Below are 14,277 nucleotides of genomic sequence, written 5' to 3' on the forward strand. Positions count from 1 at the left end.
GACACCGGGGTCGGGTGCCGGGTCTGAGATCTGCGGGGATGCCCTTTGCAACGGTTCGGAGTCACCGACGAACTGTCCGTCGGATTGCGGGAGTGTTGCAGGAGGCGGTGGTTATTGTGGGGATGGGAGTTGTCAGGCGGCCAGGGGAGAGACCTCCACAATCTGCCCGACGGATTGCTCTTCTCAGCAGTCAAATCTTCTCCCATCGACGTTTACTTTAACCAGGGGAAATGTCACCGTAAGTTCCTGTCCTGGTATTAGTGTCGGGGCATCAGTAGGAGACTCGACGGTAACAGTCTCAAGTCAAACGGCGAGCAGTTTTTCAGCATCGCTTTCTAACTCAACTGGTGGTCCAGCTGCCGGTACAGGGACAATAGCCTCTGGGGGTTGGGGAATTGGTGCGACACGTGAAGTAACGACGGCTGGTTGTACCTTCAACTCAGTCGACTCAATGGCCGGGGGGACAATCTCCCCGTTTGGCTGTGGTGCTATTAGTCGTGCAATGACCGTTGTATCGGGGACCTGCGTTGCTATAATCGGGAGCAACTCTGTGGGTGCTAATTGTAGCTTGTCCTTTGGGAATGCTACTTGCAGTCAGTAAATAATGACCTTCCGTCTTTGAGATAGATTTTTCCTGGACCTTTTGCTAATGAGAGGAAGATGCTGAGGAAGTTCTCTCCTCTCTTTCTTTTGTTGATTCTCCCTTTTCTGGCTGAAGCACGTCCCACAAGTTTTGATACCTTGAGATTTCGCCCGGCAACCGATCAGGGGCTCTACCTCCAGATCTACGGGGCGGAGTTGCTGGAGCGACGCCAATGGTCAGCCGGATTTCATCTAGACTATGTTCGTGAACCACTGGCGGTTATTGACTTGAATGACAATCGTCAGCCCGTTGTTCGTGACCTGATCGGTGCCCACCTCAGTGCCGCTGTCGGCCTCCTGGACTGGCTGGAGGTCGGGATCAACCCGAACATTGCCCTTTATGAAAAATTTTTTGATCCTGTCACCGGGGCCCAAAGTAGTCACATCCGCCTGGGAGATACGAGGGTGGGTGCAAGGATTCGCCTCCTCTCCAAAGAGGACTATCCCATTGGTATTGCCCTGATCCCTTTTATCGATCTGCCAACGGGTTCTGGGGCAAGCTATGTTGGAAACAACAGCTTTGCGGGTGGAGGGCTCTTCGCCCTTGAGACGAGGCGTATTGAGGAACGGCTCACGTTTGCGATGAACCTTGGCTATTGGGCGCGCGATCGTGTGGTGGTTGTCGGGACCCCTTTTGATGACCTCCTGACCTTCGGTCTGGCGGGGAATTTTCTCGTCGTCCGATGGCTCGAACTGATAGCCGAGTTTCAGGGAGGGACGACCGTTTCTGGTCTTTTTGAACCGTCCGGGACACCGTTTGAAGGAGGGGGTGGTGCGCGTTACTCCATTGGTAAAGAGCGCAGGATCCAGATCACAACCGCGGTCTCGGCGGGCGTTGGCTCCGGGCTAGGCAATCCTTCTATTCGTGGGGTTGTGGGACTCTCCTACACCCCTCCGCGTCGGGTGAAGGGTGTCGAAATTCAGGAGTCGGCTACGGAGGCATTTCAGGTCTATGAACTCCAGGTGCCGGATGAGATGGAGCGATTAAGGCAGATCTGCCCCGAGCGACAGAACTTCAACAAGGATCGGGATGATCCCCGTTGCATCAAGTTGTACCTCAGTCAGTAAAGCCTCATTCGTGTGACCCGGAGGCCCCGGGAAGTCAGGCCGACATCAAAACCGATCTCGACTCCTTCCCTGAAGAGAGAGCGGTCCTTCTTCTCCCCGAGCAGCCGGATTTCATCGAGGTGGAAGTAAACCTCCTTTCCCCCTTCATCACGGACAAAGCCATACCCCCCTTGGGGAAAGTATTTGGTGATTTTACCGTGTCGAAAATTGTCCTGCGGATAGGTCACACTCCTCTGATTATAATTGAGTTTGTTGCTTGGCAAGGGTATAGGGGAGGCAATGCGAAAAATTTATATCGCCCTCCTTCTTTTTACCTTTGCCGGTTTTGTCGCCTCTCTTCTCATGTCCCGCCTCCATATGAAGCTGGAGCAGGGGGCGGGCTTTGAGGAGAGGAGTTTTTGTACCATCTCGGAGGTTGTCGATTGTGACACTGCCATCGCCAGCCGGTATGCGAGGATCGCCGGGATACCGACCGCCTACCTTGGTTCCCTCTACTACCTTTTTGTCCTGTTTGCGACGTTCTATGCCTGGGCCGTTGAGCAAGGGAGAAAGGCGACCGTTTCATTTCTGATGGCCGGTTCGGCCCTGGCGACTCTCTACAGTATTGTGCTTGCCTATTTCGCATTTTATCAGCTTCGGATTGTCTGTCTCCTCTGCACCACAACCTACCTTGTCAACCTGGCCCACATCCTCCTGTTTCCGCGCGTTCTGGAAGTTAGGTGGCATCGTATCCCGGTTTATCTTTGGGAGTATCTCAAATCGATTTTTGGCTTAGGGGCTATTCAGACGAAAATCCTGCCTCATCTGGCAATTTTTCTTTTGGTTATGGGTGGAGGTGTATTTTTCTTTCGTGGGTTGGCAAAAGGGGCCGATGAAAGAAAAATATCTGAGGTCAAGATCCCTGACGAGGCAGTGCTCAAGTATTTTTATGCCCAGACTCCGATTGAATTTCAGTTAAGGGAGGCTGTCAGTCGTGGTCCGGAAAAGGCCAAGGTGACCATTGTTGATTTTTCTGACTTCCAATGTCCGTTCTGTAAACGTGCCGCCTTCACGCTAAAACCTTATTTGGGAGAGCTTAAAAGCCAGGTACGTTTGATTTATGTCAATTACCCCCTCGATAACGCCTGCAATCCGGCGATCCAAAGGCCGTTTCATCCCGTCTCCTGTCTTGCCGCCAAGGCGGCGCTTTGTGCCCAGGGTCAGGGAAAGTTCTGGGAGTATCATGACCTTGTTTTTGAGAACCAGAAGAGACTGTCACGCACAACGCTGCTCCAATTGGCGAATCAGGCCGGTTTGGATGAGACCACATTCAATAACTGTCTTGTCTCTCTCGAGACGGAAAACCGGCTTGGGCAGGAGATCAAGGAGGCCGAGAGGTTCGGTGTTCGTGGAACCCCGGCCCTCTTTGTTAATGGGCGGCCGCTTTCGAACTGGACGGATCCGCACGTTTTTCGGCTGGTTGTTGAGTCGGAGCTGAAACAGCCTTAAACCTCTTTTCATCAGTCGTCAGATCGGCGGCTCGGTAATCCGGCATGAGATAAAGGTTCGGTGATCCCTCCAGTTGAAGGTAGCGCTCCCATCCCACCGCTGTCTTTTTGCCTACCCTCAAGAGCTTGGATTCCCCCGTTTTAAGGGTCAGCCGGAGTCTCTTTTCTGGTGGTTCGAGGCCAAATTTTGCGAATTCTTTGATCGGTTCTGAAGATTCCAGCTTTTTGACCTGAGGTTCAGACCAGAAGGCAAGAATGGAATCAATATCGAGCCTCCATGTTCCGTTCTGATCCCGCTCGATCTTGAGGGATTTCCCTCCCTCGGTCATCTCGACCGACTGGATCTCTGTCTTGGAGAGTGTGTAAAGGGTTATTGTATCGCCATCGTCCCGATCTTTTTCAAAATAGTGGATGTAGACGACAAGGCCGATGAGAAGCAGGACGGCTAGCAATGTCATTTGGTAACGATTCATATTATATAAAGCACGTTCAGCCAACGGGTGGCCCGACTGGGGGACCCCCATCGAGCGCCTGGACCGAGCGTAAGCGAGGGAAGCCGTCGGATGGGGGTGAGGAGGGACAGGACCCGTGGGCACTAAACACGTCGTTTTCTCCTCCACCAGTAAATTCCGCCCGTTGCGAGTACGAGCAACGGGTACCCTGCCTGGGTAAAATATTGGATAAAAACTACCTTGGCCGGCGTTAAATTGATGTTACGAAACTCAGGCGTCTTTGGGCGGATCGCTACCTTTTCTTCATCTCCCACGAGCCACCCGACCATATTGAGGAATAGGTCCAGATTACCTGGGGCCTGAATCAGTTCGTTGGCGGCAAAATTGCTGTCCCCGACAACGATGGCGAGCGGTTTTTCGTCCCGCTTCACAGCCACCCCCAAGGTTAGAGGCCCACGGGCGTCACTTACCTTATCAAACCGGGGTTCGCTCCCCTCCTGAAGGTTTGTTTCCCCCCACGCCTCGTCAGTCGAGGTGAGCAGGGTCTCGACAACCTGGGGTCCCTTTTCTTCTTTTTTGATAATCTGAAGGCTTCTCGCGAGTGAGAGGATTGGATTCATCTCCTGGAGCCCCTGTGTAATTTTATGGTCTGACAGAATGGGGGCTGGGTAATGGGGACCTAAGAGAAAATGTCTTTCAGGGTCCAGAACAAGGTCGTTGTTCCAGGCGAGACCGAGTTTTTCCAGGACCCCTGTCGGGGTTGCGGGCGTTAGAGGGTCTCCCAATAACAGGAGAGGTCTACTTTTGGCCAGATAGTTGTTGACCACCTCCTCTTCGGCCGAAGCGATGTTTTTCTGCGGTCCTGCAATCACAAGCAGGCTACAGTCTTTGGGAACCTTCTGTTCAGTAACCAGGTTTAGAGTTTTTACATCGTAATTATTTTTTTTCAGATAATCCCCGATCTGGCTGAAACCGGCGGGGGTTGTTTCTTTCAAGCTTCTTTCTTCATGACCCTCCAGAAAACAGACGACCGCGGCGTTCTTTTCCTTCACCTTGAGGATGGCATTCGTAAAAAGTCCTTCTCCCACGAAGGCAGGAAGCGATTTTTCGCTTGCCTGGGAATAGTCAAAAAGGGCCGACTTGTAGATCTCCTTCCGGTTTTTTCCGGAGAGGAAAACGATCGTCCCATCCGTCGTGATATTGTATTGCACCGCCAGTTCAATCTCCAGATCGGGGTCGACCAGGCGGTAGGAGATTTTGGAGCTTCGCGAGGAGTATTCCTTCAGCAGGTCGTCGATGCGACGGCGGATGAAGAGGTCGTCGAGATCCTCTCCGCGTCGGAAGAAGGCCAGGATCTTGACCTCCTGATCCAGGTTTTTCAGGATTTTTTCGGTCTGTTCCGAAAGAGAGAAATCGCGGTTGGCCGTCAAATCCCAGCGAAGGTGCAAGCGATCAACAATCCCATAGGTCACGACGGCGATCGCGAGGACGGCTATTGTAAGCACGACGGCGTTCGTCCCATAATAGAACCGTCTTTTGCGGTCATGAATTTTCACTTCCATCTCTCCGCCTCCATCCAGCGAACGGTCAAAAAGAGGAAACCAAAAATGAACAAGAGGTAATAAAGAAAGTCGGATAGATCAAAGACACCGGTTCCGAAGCTATCCAGATGGGTAATGACGGAGATAGTCTCACCGATGGGGCCACCGCTATCCGAAAGGAACCAGAGGGTGATGAGGACTACGAATGTCAGGATGGCGGCGACCATCTGGTTCCGTGTTAGCGAAGAGCAGAAAAGGCCAACGGACAAAAAAGCCCCTCCCAGGAGAAGGAGTCCAAGATAGGACAAGAGCATCGTTCCTCCTTCCGGTTCCCCGATCAGGATCAACAGGAGAGGAAACTCAAGGGTCAGGATGAGGAGAAGGGCGTGGAGAATCCAGACCGCCAGAAATTTCCCCAGGACCAGCTTTAAATCGGAGAGGGGAAGCGTCTTTAGTAATTCTATGGTGCCGGACCTTCTCTCTTCTGCGATCGATCGCATTGTCAGAAAAGGGCTGATAAAGAGGAGAATCACGGCCATGAAATAGAGAGTTCCGCGAAGGGAGGCCTCCGGCAGGTGTTGCGGTAAGGCTTGTGTCATCTGCGCGGTAAAGGCAAAGCCGGTTAGAAAGAGGAAGAGGGAGGCGACTACAGCAAAAACAGGCGATTTCAAATGGACTTTAATATCTTTTTTGATCAGGGGCCACACTATTATTCTCCGTTATTTGCAGAAAAATCTCTTCGAGCCCAAAATGATGTTCCTTGACTTCGGTAACGCCCGGCAGTTTTTCAAGGGATGATTTGAACGCGTCATCGGTACGGGTCGCCGTGACGAGGTAGCGGCGCTCCAGAGAGGCCTTTGTCAGTTCACTCACCTTGCCGTCCGCCACGATACTTCCCTGGTTTAGGATAATTACACGATCGCAGACCGCACTGACCTCCTGTAGAATATGGGAGGAAAAAATAATTGCCTGTCTTCCCCTTAAGTTTTTAATCAATTCCCGGATTTCGATAATTTGCTTCGGGTCAAGTCCGATTGTCGGTTCATCCAGGATCAGGACATCCGGCTCATGCAGGATCGCCTGTGCAATGCCAACCCTTTGACGGTATCCCTTGGAGAGGTGTTGGACCAACCGATGGCGGACGTCCTGAATGCCGGTTTTAGCAAGGGTTTCCGCAATCTTTTTTTCTGGACTCTGAAGACGGTGGAGTTCGGCAATAAAACGGAGTGATTCTTCGACGGTCAGTTCGGGGTAAAGCGGCGGTGTTTCCGGAAGGTAGCCGATCCTCTTTTTTGCCTCGATCGGATTTTCCAGGAGGTTAATCCCCTTGATCGTAACTTCGCCGGAAGTAGGCGGCATGAAACCGGTCAGAATCCTCATGGTGGTTGTTTTCCCGGCTCCGTTGGGGCCTAGAAGCCCGACAACCTCTCCCGCCTCAATGCGGAAGGAGATCTCTTTCAGGGCGGTAAACGGTCCGAATTTTTTGGTGATGGAGGTGGCGACGATCACGGTTTTACAGTTTCCTGTTTTGGTTCCGTTGCCGCAGGGGTACCGGAGGCCACCGGTTCAGGAGAGGACTGTTCCTGAATTTTTTTCAGGCGCTCTTTTGCCTCAGCGGCCTCATCGGAACGGGGGTAGCGCTGAACCACTTTTTTTAAAAAAATGGCCGCTTCGGAGAAGGCCTTCTGTTCATAAAGACAAAATCCCTGCTTCAGAAGGGCTGCTGGAGCCTTGTCACTTTCGGGGTATTTCTCGAGTACCTTCTGAAATTCAAGGAGGGCACCGGGAAAATCGCGGCTGGCGTAAAGCGCCTCCCCCTTCCAGTACTGTGCATTGTCACTCAAGGTGGAGTAGGGAAATTTTTTAAGGAATTCATCAAACAGCTTGAGGGCCTCCTGATAATTGCCGAGATTAATTTCCGATAACGCCTTCTTGTACTCCCCCTCTTCCGCCTTGTTGACACCCTCTTTTTTGTTGGACGTCCGGCTGCGGGTCAACAGTTCACCCAGCGCCTTCTGCTGGAGGGAAAGTCTCTCTTCAATGCCGATCAGGCGGTAATCATAATCCCTGAGAAATTTTTGATTTTTAAAGGCTCCCTCTTCAAAGAAGTGTTTTGTCTCCTCGGCGAGCCCACGAATCACCTGAAACTCTTTTTTGAGCTCTGTGATCTCTTGTCGGACCTCGGCGAGGATTTTGGCGTTGGATTCCTGGATTCTTTCCAATTCCTCAATTTTCTTCTTAGAGGAATCGGCATAAACCGACAGGTTCATAAGCAGGACAAAAAAAAGTGGGGCGCCGAATTTCATTAGGGGTTCAGATAATGAATCTTTCAAACAAAGGCAAGAGGACGAAAAAAATCCCCCCCGTTTTTAAGCGGGAGGGATTGAAGCAACTAATAACAACTTAAAGAGCAGGGACGAATTATTTGACAAACTCGGCCCGGCGATTCTTCCACCAGCAACTCTCGTTGTGACAGCTCTCCAGCGGCTTCTCCTCACCGAAACTCTTTGTGCCGAGACGCGAAGCAGCTACACCGAGAGAAACCAGGTAATCCTTAGTTGACTTGGCCCGGCGATGACCGAGGGCAATGTTGTACTCCTCCGACCCTCTTTCATCACAGTGACCTTCAACTGTTACCTTGAGACTTGCATTCTCCTCGAGGTATTTTTTGTTCTTCTCCAGTGCATCCTTATACTCCCCCTTGATGACCGACTGGTCATAATCAAAGTGGACACTCTCCAACCCCTTGACCGCCTTGCTACTGGCTACACCTCGGCCGGTACGCTTTTGACATCCGACACCGACTACGACTGCCAGCCCTACCAGGGCTACTAACGTCAGCTTGTTCATATCTTTCCTCCTTAAAAATTAATTAAAAACAAAAAAACCTTTTTTATTTCTAACACCCAACCCGTTTGCTGTAAGAACGCTGCTTAAGTTTCGGCACGGTATCTATTGGAGAGGATTATGAAAGTCAAGTATTTCCGATAGATGAAATATTCCTAGACGAGGAACCAAAGAGCATTGTAAAGAGGAAGGCATTATGCCGGCTCGTACACGTCATGATATAGCGATCGTGGATCGCTCCCCTTTGGCCAGAAATATGTATCAGGTCCTTTTCTCGGGGCAGGACCGTTTTCACATTAATTTTACTGACGAATTTCAGAGTTTGTTCAAAAGGAGTCCCCGGTTGAAGCCGGACCTTCTTATTGTAAACAGTAACGCACTCCCCAAAGGGTCGGAGCTGCGATTTCCCTGTGCGACGGTTATGATCGTTTCGAAAGATCGTCTGGATCTCAAGGAGTCGGCACAGTCTTCTCCCTCATTGTTTTTACTTGAAAAACCATTTTATCCTTACGATCTCCTCTCGGTTGCCAACCGGCTGATTCAGGACAAAAAGGAGATACCTCGTCGTGGAAGACCCCCTGGAAGGAGCAAAAAAAAATGAACTTTCCGGGTTCCGAAAAGAGACTTTTTCCCCGAAAAAAGCTTCGTACCCGCGTTGTTTTTGAGGATGAAACAGGAGAAGGTTTTATCTATTTTTATTCTGTCGATGTGAGCGTCGGCGGGGTCTATTTTGAGTCGGATGTTCCGCTCAAGCTAGGGACGAAGGTCTTTCTTTCTTTTCTCCTGGGAGAGGGAGGCCCGATGATTCGTTCAACGGGGCAGGTGGTTCGTGTGGAGAGGGAGACCGGCTCGGGATTCCTGGTTTTGGGCGTTGGAATAAAATTTGTCGATATTTCAGAGGCCTCCCGAAAGTTGATTGATCAGTACGTCAGTGTCTGAGGGTGTGGCCAATCTTTTGCAACCCTTCCAGACTGTGAACATCCTCCTCAAAGAGCGGGATCTTTGTATAAAGAGCACTTGAAGGTCCCATCTTTTTGAGTAGCTGGACTGCCTTTTGGTCTCGTTCGTAAAGTTTCTCATATTGCTCCCATAGCTGGTGTATCTTTTCCTTAAGTTTTGGGTGAAGATTCTTCGATCTCTTCGCCGAAACAGGCTCTTCTTCAGGAAGAAGACGGTTGATAATAAATCCAGAAAAAGGGAGTCCCCCCTCTTCGATTTTTTCAAAGAAATAGAGCGAGTCCTGAATCGCAACCGTGGAGGGAGTGGTGATCAGGAAAAAAGAGGTGACTGGGTCCTTGAGAACGGCATAAACCGCCTCGGCCCGTTCGTGAAAACCACCGATCAGATCGCCCAAGAGAGAGATCATCTCGGCCAACTCCTGCAAAAAAGAGACACCAGCGAGTCGGTCGAAGACCGACAGGATTTTCTTTCCACCCCCCCGTAATGCCCTCAGGCCAAGGCGGGTAGCAAACAGGCCAGGTTTTAACATCCACTTGATGAGGCTATTGCCGGTCAGGTCAATCATCTTTCGGGGGGCCTCCAGAAAGTCGAGGGCATGGCGTGTTGGAGGGGTATCCAGCACAAGCAGGTCGTATCTTCCTTCCTCATAGAGTTCATACAACCTCTCCATCGCCATATACTCCTGGGAACCGGCGATCATGTTTGACATGTGGGTATAGAGCCTGTTTTCGAGGATCCGTTGTGCCACTTCATGCGAGGGGGCATATTTTTCAATCAGATGGTCAAAGGTTCGCTTGGTATGCAGCATCATCGCTGAAAGGGTTCCCGGAAAAGAAGGAGGAAGTTCAACCTCAAAAGGTTCATCCGAAATCTGCTCGAGACCCAATGCCGTTGCCAGCCTTTTGGCGGGATCGATTGTGAGGACAATCGCCTTTTTCCCCCTACGGGCTGCTTCCAGTGCAATGGCGGCGGCAGTCGTTGTTTTTCCGACCCCCCCGCTACCACAACAGACCAGAATTTTTTTCGACTCCAGGATTTCGTCCATTTTCATGAAAGACCCCGGTTAATTTCTTCGGCGAGCGTTTCAATTTCCGGAAGCCCGAACTCGGCCGAGAACAGGAAGGGGATTGAAATCACGGGAGTTCCAGGCAAGGAGAGGGCGAGCTGCTTTTTATAATGTTCCGATTGAAGCGCGGCACTGTGATGTCGATTTAAGACAGAGGAGGGGATTGAGGCGACCTGTTTCCACTCGTCACGGGTCAGGAGCGACACCTGATGCTGGTTTAAGAAGACAAGGGAGAGCTCCAGCTTTAATTTCTCCATCAACCACTGGGACATCTCGACGGTCTCTGTGACTGGCATCTCTTCCGGAAGGCTTACACCGAGGAGGGCGGTCTTTTTGCGATCATGCAGCAGTTGATCGATTTTGGCCGACTCCGTGTTGAGCGGTCCGGCCCGGACGGCACTGGCAACGACAGAGGCAATCTGAAGCAGCGCAATGGTATGGCCAGTGGCCGGCGCATCGACAATGACCAGATCGTAGCGGGAGGTGAGTGTGGAAATTTTTCCAATCGACATCAGGTCAGCCAAGCCAGGCGTTCCCTCAACAAAGTGACGCACCAGATGGTTTTCAAAAACGGCACGGAAGAGACGTTCAAACCGGATCTGTTGGAGAACATATTCCCGAAAGGCCTCGCCGGGTTTGATATTAATCCCCCAGAGGCGTGGAAGAAGTTCAGTCTCCTGATAACCGATGGCCGGTCGCTTCAGGAGATGCGCCACCTGTTCCTCGGAATTCATTTCGGCCAAAAGGACCTTCTGGCCTCTTTCCGCCGCCATGAGGGCGAGAGTAAGACTCACGGTGGTCTTGCCGACTCCTCCCTTGCCGGAAACGACAAGCAGTTTTTTCGAGAGCAACTCGGAGAGTCTCATTTCTCATACTTCTTAAGGCGGGCCTCCAGCAGGTCAATCTTCTTTTGAAGGGCTGTGATCTCTTTTTGGACGGAAGGGAGATTGGAGACAGATTCCAGAGCGGTTTTGATCTTTTTTTCCGCCTCCTCACGGACATGAGTGAAAGAGGAGACCCCTGAAGAGACGAGGTCAACGATTTTTTCGCCTTTGGCCTGAATAATTTCCTTGAGTGTGGCGAGGGGGAGAAGACTCTTCTTCTTCTTCTCCTCCTCAAAGATGATTTGGGTCAGCGTAATACTCGTCAAATCCTCATGAGTGCGATTGTCAACAACCCGAACATCCTCTTCTCCCTGACGAATCATGCCGGCTATATCTTCAAGCGTGACATAGGTAGAGGCGGCGGTGTCGTAAAGTTTCCGGTTGGGGTATCTCTTGATGAGTCGTGTCTTCTTGTCAGAACTGGCTGAGGCCTCTTTCACCTTGAGGATCTCCTTAACTTAAGGTTTTTTGCCTGCATCATCCCCTGGTTCCTCTCCTTTAATCGTTTTTTTGAAGTTTTTGATCGCCTGCCCGAGTGATGAGCCGATGCCTGGAAGTTTGCCGGCGCCGAAAACAAGCAGGACAATCACAACGACAAGGCCAATCTCCCAAGGACCCAGTCCGCCAAGACCTGCCTGAATGATGGGGATATCAGGGTGCATGAAAAGCAGGTATCACTTACCCTATCTGTTGTCCAGATAGTTCCGTTCGCATCGCCTTGATTGTTTCGGCATAATTGGCACTTTTGAAAATGGCAGATCCGGCCACAAAAACATTAGCGCCGGCGGCGGCATTGTCACCGATGTTGCTTGTCTTGATCCCTCCGTCGACCTCGATGTCAAGAGTCAGGGCCAAATCTTTCACAAGACGGTTTAGCTCTTTTACCTTTTCGAGGCATGAGGGGATAAAACCCTGACCGGCCCAGCCGGGATGAACCGTCATCACGAGGACCATCTCGACCTGGTTCAACACGGATAAAATGGAGGAGACCGGTGTGTCCGGGTTGATGGCCACCGCTCTGCGAGCGCCATGTTTTGCAATCAATGCCAACGTTTTTGGCAGGTCACGACAGGCCTCATAGTGTACGGAAATCGAGTTGGCCCCTGCCTTGGCGAACGCCTCAACGTATTTCTCGGGATTCTCGATCATGAGGTGGGCATCGAGTGGAAGTTTTGTGGCCCGCCGGGCCACCTCAACCAGAATGGGACCGGCTGTGATATTCGGGACAAAATGCCCATCCATAATGTCCAGGTGGATCAGATCGGCACCGGCCTTCTCCACCGCCTGAATCTCTTCGGCGAGTCGACCAAAATCAGCGGACAGAATGGAGGGGGCGATTTTTTTCATTGCCCCTCCACCACCATTTATTCTCCTTATTGTCAATTGTCCTCAAAACAACTCACATGGGTTCTGTAAAACCCATCTCATAACCCGAGCGTTGTTCCATTTTGATGGTGATCCTCCGAATTTTGGATGGTCGGCGTCTGAATTTCAGCCGGTTTTTATCCGCCTCCGCCAGAAAACCCTGCCGTCTTGCCGCGGGGAGCTTCATACCCCACGCCTCCTATAGCATTTCAACTTTTAGCGGATACGACTGTACCCGCTAAAAGTTAGAAATACTTATGGTTTATCAACAAAAATATACTAAAAAAGCTGATCAACCATAAAACACTATTGAGGCATGGCCTTCTTTTGGCACTATCGAATGTGGGGAATTGGCAAAAGTATTGCTATTAACCCATATTTATGTCATCCTTTTATAATGACCATGAGGCTGTCTACAAGGATTTTATATGGAGTCGGGCTAAGGAGATTGAAAATAGGGCTCGACACGGTCTTGATTTTACGACAGCGGCTCAAGCATTTGCTGATCCAAGGCGTCTTATTTATGTGGATCAGCAACACAGCCGGGTTGAAGAGAGGTTTTTCTGCTTAGTACTTCGACTCGTAATTACTATGACGTATATACAAAGCCAAAAAATCAACAAAATTACTCGCTCAGCACTAGTCCTGAGTAAATAAATTCGTCACCGAATTTATGAATCGAAGGATTTAGGAAAAATTGGGGAGCAGGTGGCAACGGTTCGTTTTGCTTACAGAGCTGGCAAGATTAGAATTATCGGGGCCGGCTTTTGGAGGAAGGGGAGAAAAGTTTATGAAGGTGAAAACAAAAAAAATGGCTGACAGTAATCTTCCAGTCGGAAAACTGACAAAGGTCCCTGATTTTTTACCACGCCCCGAAGAGCTTGTTTTTCCGAATAAAACCGTCAAAGTAACAATTGCCCTTGACGAAAACAGTCTTGCCTTTTTCAAGAAAAAGGCAGACCACCTTGGTGCCAAATATCAACAGATGATTCGAGAGGTTCTGCGTCGGTATGTCGAGCATTACTCTTAAAAGAGTTAACCAACTTGGTCTCTGCCGGTGGGAGGATGGCCTTTAAGGAAATCAACAGCCGTCATCCTTTTTTTACCCTCCAACTGAACCTCTTCGAGAACCAGCGTCCCCTTGCCGCAAATGATCTTAATCCCCCTTTCATCAGCAGAGAGGAGAGTGCCGGGAGGTTCGCTGGTCTTTGCCTCCTCATAGCTTGCCTTCCAGATTTTGAGCCGTTGTTCGTTCAGCGTCATGTAGGCGCCGGGCCAGGGAGTCATGCCTCGAATTCGGTGCCAAAGCGTTTTTGCTTTTTTAGAGAAGTCGATCTTCCCATCCTCTTTCTTCAGGAGGGGGGCATAGGTCGCCTCCTCCTCGTCTTGCGGGATCGGAATGCATTCCCCCCTTTTTAGTTTTTCGATCGTTCGAATGAGAAGGTTGGCGCCAATCGTGGACAGGCGTTGGCTAAGCGTCTCGGTGGTCTCCTCTGGCTGGATCGGAACCTCCTCCTGGAAGAGGATTGGCCCTGCATCAAGCTCCTCAGTCATGAAGAGTGTCGTGACCCCTGTCTCCTCTTCGCCGTTGATGAGGGCCCATTGCACGGGAGCTGCCCCACGGTATTCAGGAAGCAGCGAAAAATGCAGATTGATGCAGCCCTTGGGCGGAAGATCCAGGATCGATTTTGGCAATATCCTGCCGTAGGCACAGACGACAATCAGATCGGGGGCCAGTTGTTTGAGCTCGTCATAAAAGGCAGCGGTCTTGATCTTTTCCGGCTGGAGGAGGGTTAGATTTTTCTCGCGGGCGAATTGGGCAACGGCACAGGGGTGAACAATCTGGCCTCGGCCTGCTGGTCGGTCCGGCTGCGAGACGACGCCGGTGATTTCATCGGCACTTTCGTAGAGTGTCTTGAGAGTCGGAACCGCAATGGCCGGCGATCCCATGAATAGAATTTTCAT

At 50.9% G+C, this 14,277-nt stretch carries 20 protein-coding genes; 6 read left to right on the top strand and 14 right to left on the bottom strand.

Going from position 1 to position 14,277, the window contains the following annotated elements; translation table 11 throughout:
* Positions 1-660: 660 nt before the first annotated feature.
* Positions 661-1,710: a hypothetical protein gene (locus HYT77_10305; GenBank protein MBI2068387.1), complete on the top strand. Its 1,050-nt coding sequence runs from the start codon at positions 661-663 to the stop codon at positions 1,708-1,710.
* Here HYT77_10305 and HYT77_10310 read toward each other — a convergent pair.
* A complete protein-coding gene (locus HYT77_10310) occupies positions 1,704-1,937 on the bottom strand; it encodes a cold shock domain-containing protein (protein MBI2068388.1) in 234 nt (77 codons plus the stop codon). The genes HYT77_10305 and HYT77_10310 overlap by 7 nt on opposite strands.
* A 52-nt stretch (positions 1,938-1,989) precedes the next feature.
* Here HYT77_10310 and HYT77_10315 point away from each other — a divergent pair, with 52 nt between their 5' ends.
* On the top strand, positions 1,990-3,198 hold the full coding sequence (locus HYT77_10315; GenBank protein MBI2068389.1) for a thioredoxin domain-containing protein: 1,209 nt from the start codon (positions 1,990-1,992) through the stop codon (positions 3,196-3,198).
* Here HYT77_10315 and HYT77_10320 read toward each other — a convergent pair.
* The 6 genes from HYT77_10320 to pal form a co-directional block, all read right to left on the bottom strand.
* Positions 3,119-3,655 carry a DUF4340 domain-containing protein gene (locus tag HYT77_10320; protein MBI2068390.1) on the bottom strand — a complete coding sequence of 179 codons (537 nt, stop codon included), beginning with the start codon at positions 3,653-3,655 and terminating at the stop codon, positions 3,119-3,121. The genes HYT77_10315 and HYT77_10320 overlap by 80 nt on opposite strands.
* A 137-nt stretch (positions 3,656-3,792) precedes the next feature.
* A complete protein-coding gene (locus HYT77_10325; protein ID MBI2068391.1) occupies positions 3,793-5,211 on the bottom strand; it encodes a GldG family protein in 1,419 nt (472 codons plus the stop codon).
* Positions 5,202-5,897 (bottom strand): ABC transporter permease, encoded by a 696-nt coding sequence (locus tag HYT77_10330; GenBank protein MBI2068392.1) that lies wholly within the window; start codon positions 5,895-5,897, stop codon positions 5,202-5,204. Before HYT77_10330 ends, HYT77_10325 begins: the two co-directional genes overlap by 10 nt.
* A complete protein-coding gene (locus tag HYT77_10335) occupies positions 5,869-6,699 on the bottom strand; it encodes an ABC transporter ATP-binding protein (protein ID MBI2068393.1) in 831 nt (276 codons plus the stop codon). Before HYT77_10335 ends, HYT77_10330 begins: the two co-directional genes overlap by 29 nt.
* Entirely contained in the window at positions 6,696-7,496 is an 801-nt protein-coding gene (ybgF, locus tag HYT77_10340) for a tol-pal system protein YbgF (GenBank protein MBI2068394.1), read from the bottom strand. Before ybgF ends, HYT77_10335 begins: the two co-directional genes overlap by 4 nt.
* Positions 7,497-7,611: 115 nt before the next feature.
* Positions 7,612-8,040 carry a peptidoglycan-associated lipoprotein Pal gene (gene pal, locus HYT77_10345; protein MBI2068395.1) on the bottom strand — a complete coding sequence of 143 codons (429 nt, stop codon included), beginning with the start codon at positions 8,038-8,040 and terminating at the stop codon, positions 7,612-7,614.
* 193 nt (positions 8,041-8,233) lie between these two features.
* Between pal and HYT77_10350 the strand changes: the two genes are divergently transcribed.
* Together HYT77_10350 and HYT77_10355 are read left to right on the top strand one after the other, a co-directional pair.
* Positions 8,234-8,638: a hypothetical protein gene (locus tag HYT77_10350; protein ID MBI2068396.1), complete on the top strand. Its 405-nt coding sequence runs from the start codon at positions 8,234-8,236 to the stop codon at positions 8,636-8,638.
* The gene (locus HYT77_10355; protein MBI2068397.1) at positions 8,635-8,976 is read left to right on the top strand and encodes a PilZ domain-containing protein; all 342 of its coding nucleotides are present in this window, start codon (positions 8,635-8,637) and stop codon (positions 8,974-8,976) included. Before HYT77_10350 ends, HYT77_10355 begins: the two co-directional genes overlap by 4 nt.
* Here the strand turns inward: HYT77_10355 and HYT77_10360 are convergent.
* Genes HYT77_10360 through HYT77_10385 form a run of 6 tightly spaced genes read right to left on the bottom strand, consistent with a single transcriptional unit; the run spans position 8,966 to position 12,499 of the window.
* Positions 8,966-10,048, bottom strand: coding sequence for an ArsA family ATPase (locus HYT77_10360; GenBank protein MBI2068398.1), 1,083 nt, complete (start codon positions 10,046-10,048; stop codon positions 8,966-8,968). The genes HYT77_10355 and HYT77_10360 overlap by 11 nt on opposite strands.
* On the bottom strand, positions 10,045-10,929 hold the full coding sequence (locus HYT77_10365; protein ID MBI2068399.1) for an ArsA family ATPase: 885 nt from the start codon (positions 10,927-10,929) through the stop codon (positions 10,045-10,047). Before HYT77_10365 ends, HYT77_10360 begins: the two co-directional genes overlap by 4 nt.
* Positions 10,926-11,396 carry a transcriptional regulator gene (locus HYT77_10370; GenBank protein MBI2068400.1) on the bottom strand — a complete coding sequence of 157 codons (471 nt, stop codon included), beginning with the start codon at positions 11,394-11,396 and terminating at the stop codon, positions 10,926-10,928. The genes HYT77_10365 and HYT77_10370 overlap by 4 nt, the downstream gene beginning before the upstream one ends.
* A 9-nt stretch (positions 11,397-11,405) precedes the next feature.
* Complete coding sequence (locus HYT77_10375) at positions 11,406-11,609, bottom strand: twin-arginine translocase TatA/TatE family subunit (GenBank protein MBI2068401.1); 204 nt, start codon at positions 11,607-11,609, stop codon at positions 11,406-11,408.
* Between the two features lie 16 nt (positions 11,610-11,625).
* On the bottom strand, positions 11,626-12,294 hold the full coding sequence (locus HYT77_10380; protein ID MBI2068402.1) for a ribulose-phosphate 3-epimerase: 669 nt from the start codon (positions 12,292-12,294) through the stop codon (positions 11,626-11,628).
* Positions 12,295-12,346: 52 nt separating this feature from the next.
* Positions 12,347-12,499: a hypothetical protein gene (locus HYT77_10385; GenBank protein ID MBI2068403.1), complete on the bottom strand. Its 153-nt coding sequence runs from the start codon at positions 12,497-12,499 to the stop codon at positions 12,347-12,349.
* A gap of 194 nt (positions 12,500-12,693) precedes the next feature.
* Here HYT77_10385 and HYT77_10390 point away from each other — a divergent pair, with 194 nt between their 5' ends.
* Both HYT77_10390 and HYT77_10395 read left to right on the top strand, forming a co-directional pair.
* Complete coding sequence (locus tag HYT77_10390; protein MBI2068404.1) at positions 12,694-12,969, top strand: BrnT family toxin; 276 nt, start codon at positions 12,694-12,696, stop codon at positions 12,967-12,969.
* 133 nt (positions 12,970-13,102) lie between these two features.
* Positions 13,103-13,342, top strand: a complete 240-nt coding sequence (locus HYT77_10395; protein MBI2068405.1) for a BrnA antitoxin family protein — start codon at positions 13,103-13,105, stop codon at positions 13,340-13,342.
* A gap of 5 nt (positions 13,343-13,347) precedes the next feature.
* Here the strand turns inward: HYT77_10395 and HYT77_10400 are convergent, their stop codons facing one another.
* Entirely contained in the window at positions 13,348-14,277 is a 930-nt protein-coding gene (locus tag HYT77_10400) for a methionyl-tRNA formyltransferase (GenBank protein ID MBI2068406.1), read from the bottom strand.

This window comes from Deltaproteobacteria bacterium, assembly GCA_016180855.1.
Classification (GTDB): Bacteria; UBA10199; UBA10199; order JACPAL01; family JACPAL01; genus JACPAL01.

Excerpts from the sequence above, each read along its gene's own strand:
- HYT77_10395 (MBI2068405.1), top strand. The coding sequence starts at position 13,103 with ATGAAGGTGAAAACAAAAAAAATGGCTGACAGTAATCTTCCAGTCGGA.
- HYT77_10400 (MBI2068406.1), bottom strand. The coding sequence starts at position 14,277 with ATGAAAATTCTATTCATGGGATCGCCGGCCATTGCGGTTCCGACTCTC.
- HYT77_10390 (MBI2068404.1), top strand. The coding sequence starts at position 12,694 with ATGTCATCCTTTTATAATGACCATGAGGCTGTCTACAAGGATTTTATA.
- HYT77_10380 (MBI2068402.1), bottom strand. The coding sequence starts at position 12,294 with ATGAAAAAAATCGCCCCCTCCATTCTGTCCGCTGATTTTGGTCGACTC.
- HYT77_10360 (MBI2068398.1), bottom strand. The coding sequence starts at position 10,048 with ATGAAAATGGACGAAATCCTGGAGTCGAAAAAAATTCTGGTCTGTTGT.
- HYT77_10375 (MBI2068401.1), bottom strand. The coding sequence starts at position 11,609 with ATGCACCCTGATATCCCCATCATTCAGGCAGGTCTTGGCGGACTGGGT.
- HYT77_10385 (MBI2068403.1), bottom strand. The coding sequence starts at position 12,499 with ATGAAGCTCCCCGCGGCAAGACGGCAGGGTTTTCTGGCGGAGGCGGAT.
- HYT77_10315 (MBI2068389.1), top strand. The coding sequence starts at position 1,990 with ATGCGAAAAATTTATATCGCCCTCCTTCTTTTTACCTTTGCCGGTTTT.
- HYT77_10355 (MBI2068397.1), top strand. The coding sequence starts at position 8,635 with ATGAACTTTCCGGGTTCCGAAAAGAGACTTTTTCCCCGAAAAAAGCTT.
- HYT77_10305 (MBI2068387.1), top strand. The coding sequence starts at position 661 with ATGCTGAGGAAGTTCTCTCCTCTCTTTCTTTTGTTGATTCTCCCTTTT.
- HYT77_10320 (MBI2068390.1), bottom strand. The coding sequence starts at position 3,655 with ATGACATTGCTAGCCGTCCTGCTTCTCATCGGCCTTGTCGTCTACATC.
- pal (MBI2068395.1), bottom strand. The coding sequence starts at position 8,040 with ATGAACAAGCTGACGTTAGTAGCCCTGGTAGGGCTGGCAGTCGTAGTC.
- ybgF (MBI2068394.1), bottom strand. The coding sequence starts at position 7,496 with ATGAAATTCGGCGCCCCACTTTTTTTTGTCCTGCTTATGAACCTGTCG.
- HYT77_10365 (MBI2068399.1), bottom strand. The coding sequence starts at position 10,929 with ATGAGACTCTCCGAGTTGCTCTCGAAAAAACTGCTTGTCGTTTCCGGC.
- HYT77_10350 (MBI2068396.1), top strand. The coding sequence starts at position 8,234 with ATGCCGGCTCGTACACGTCATGATATAGCGATCGTGGATCGCTCCCCT.
- HYT77_10325 (MBI2068391.1), bottom strand. The coding sequence starts at position 5,211 with ATGGAAGTGAAAATTCATGACCGCAAAAGACGGTTCTATTATGGGACG.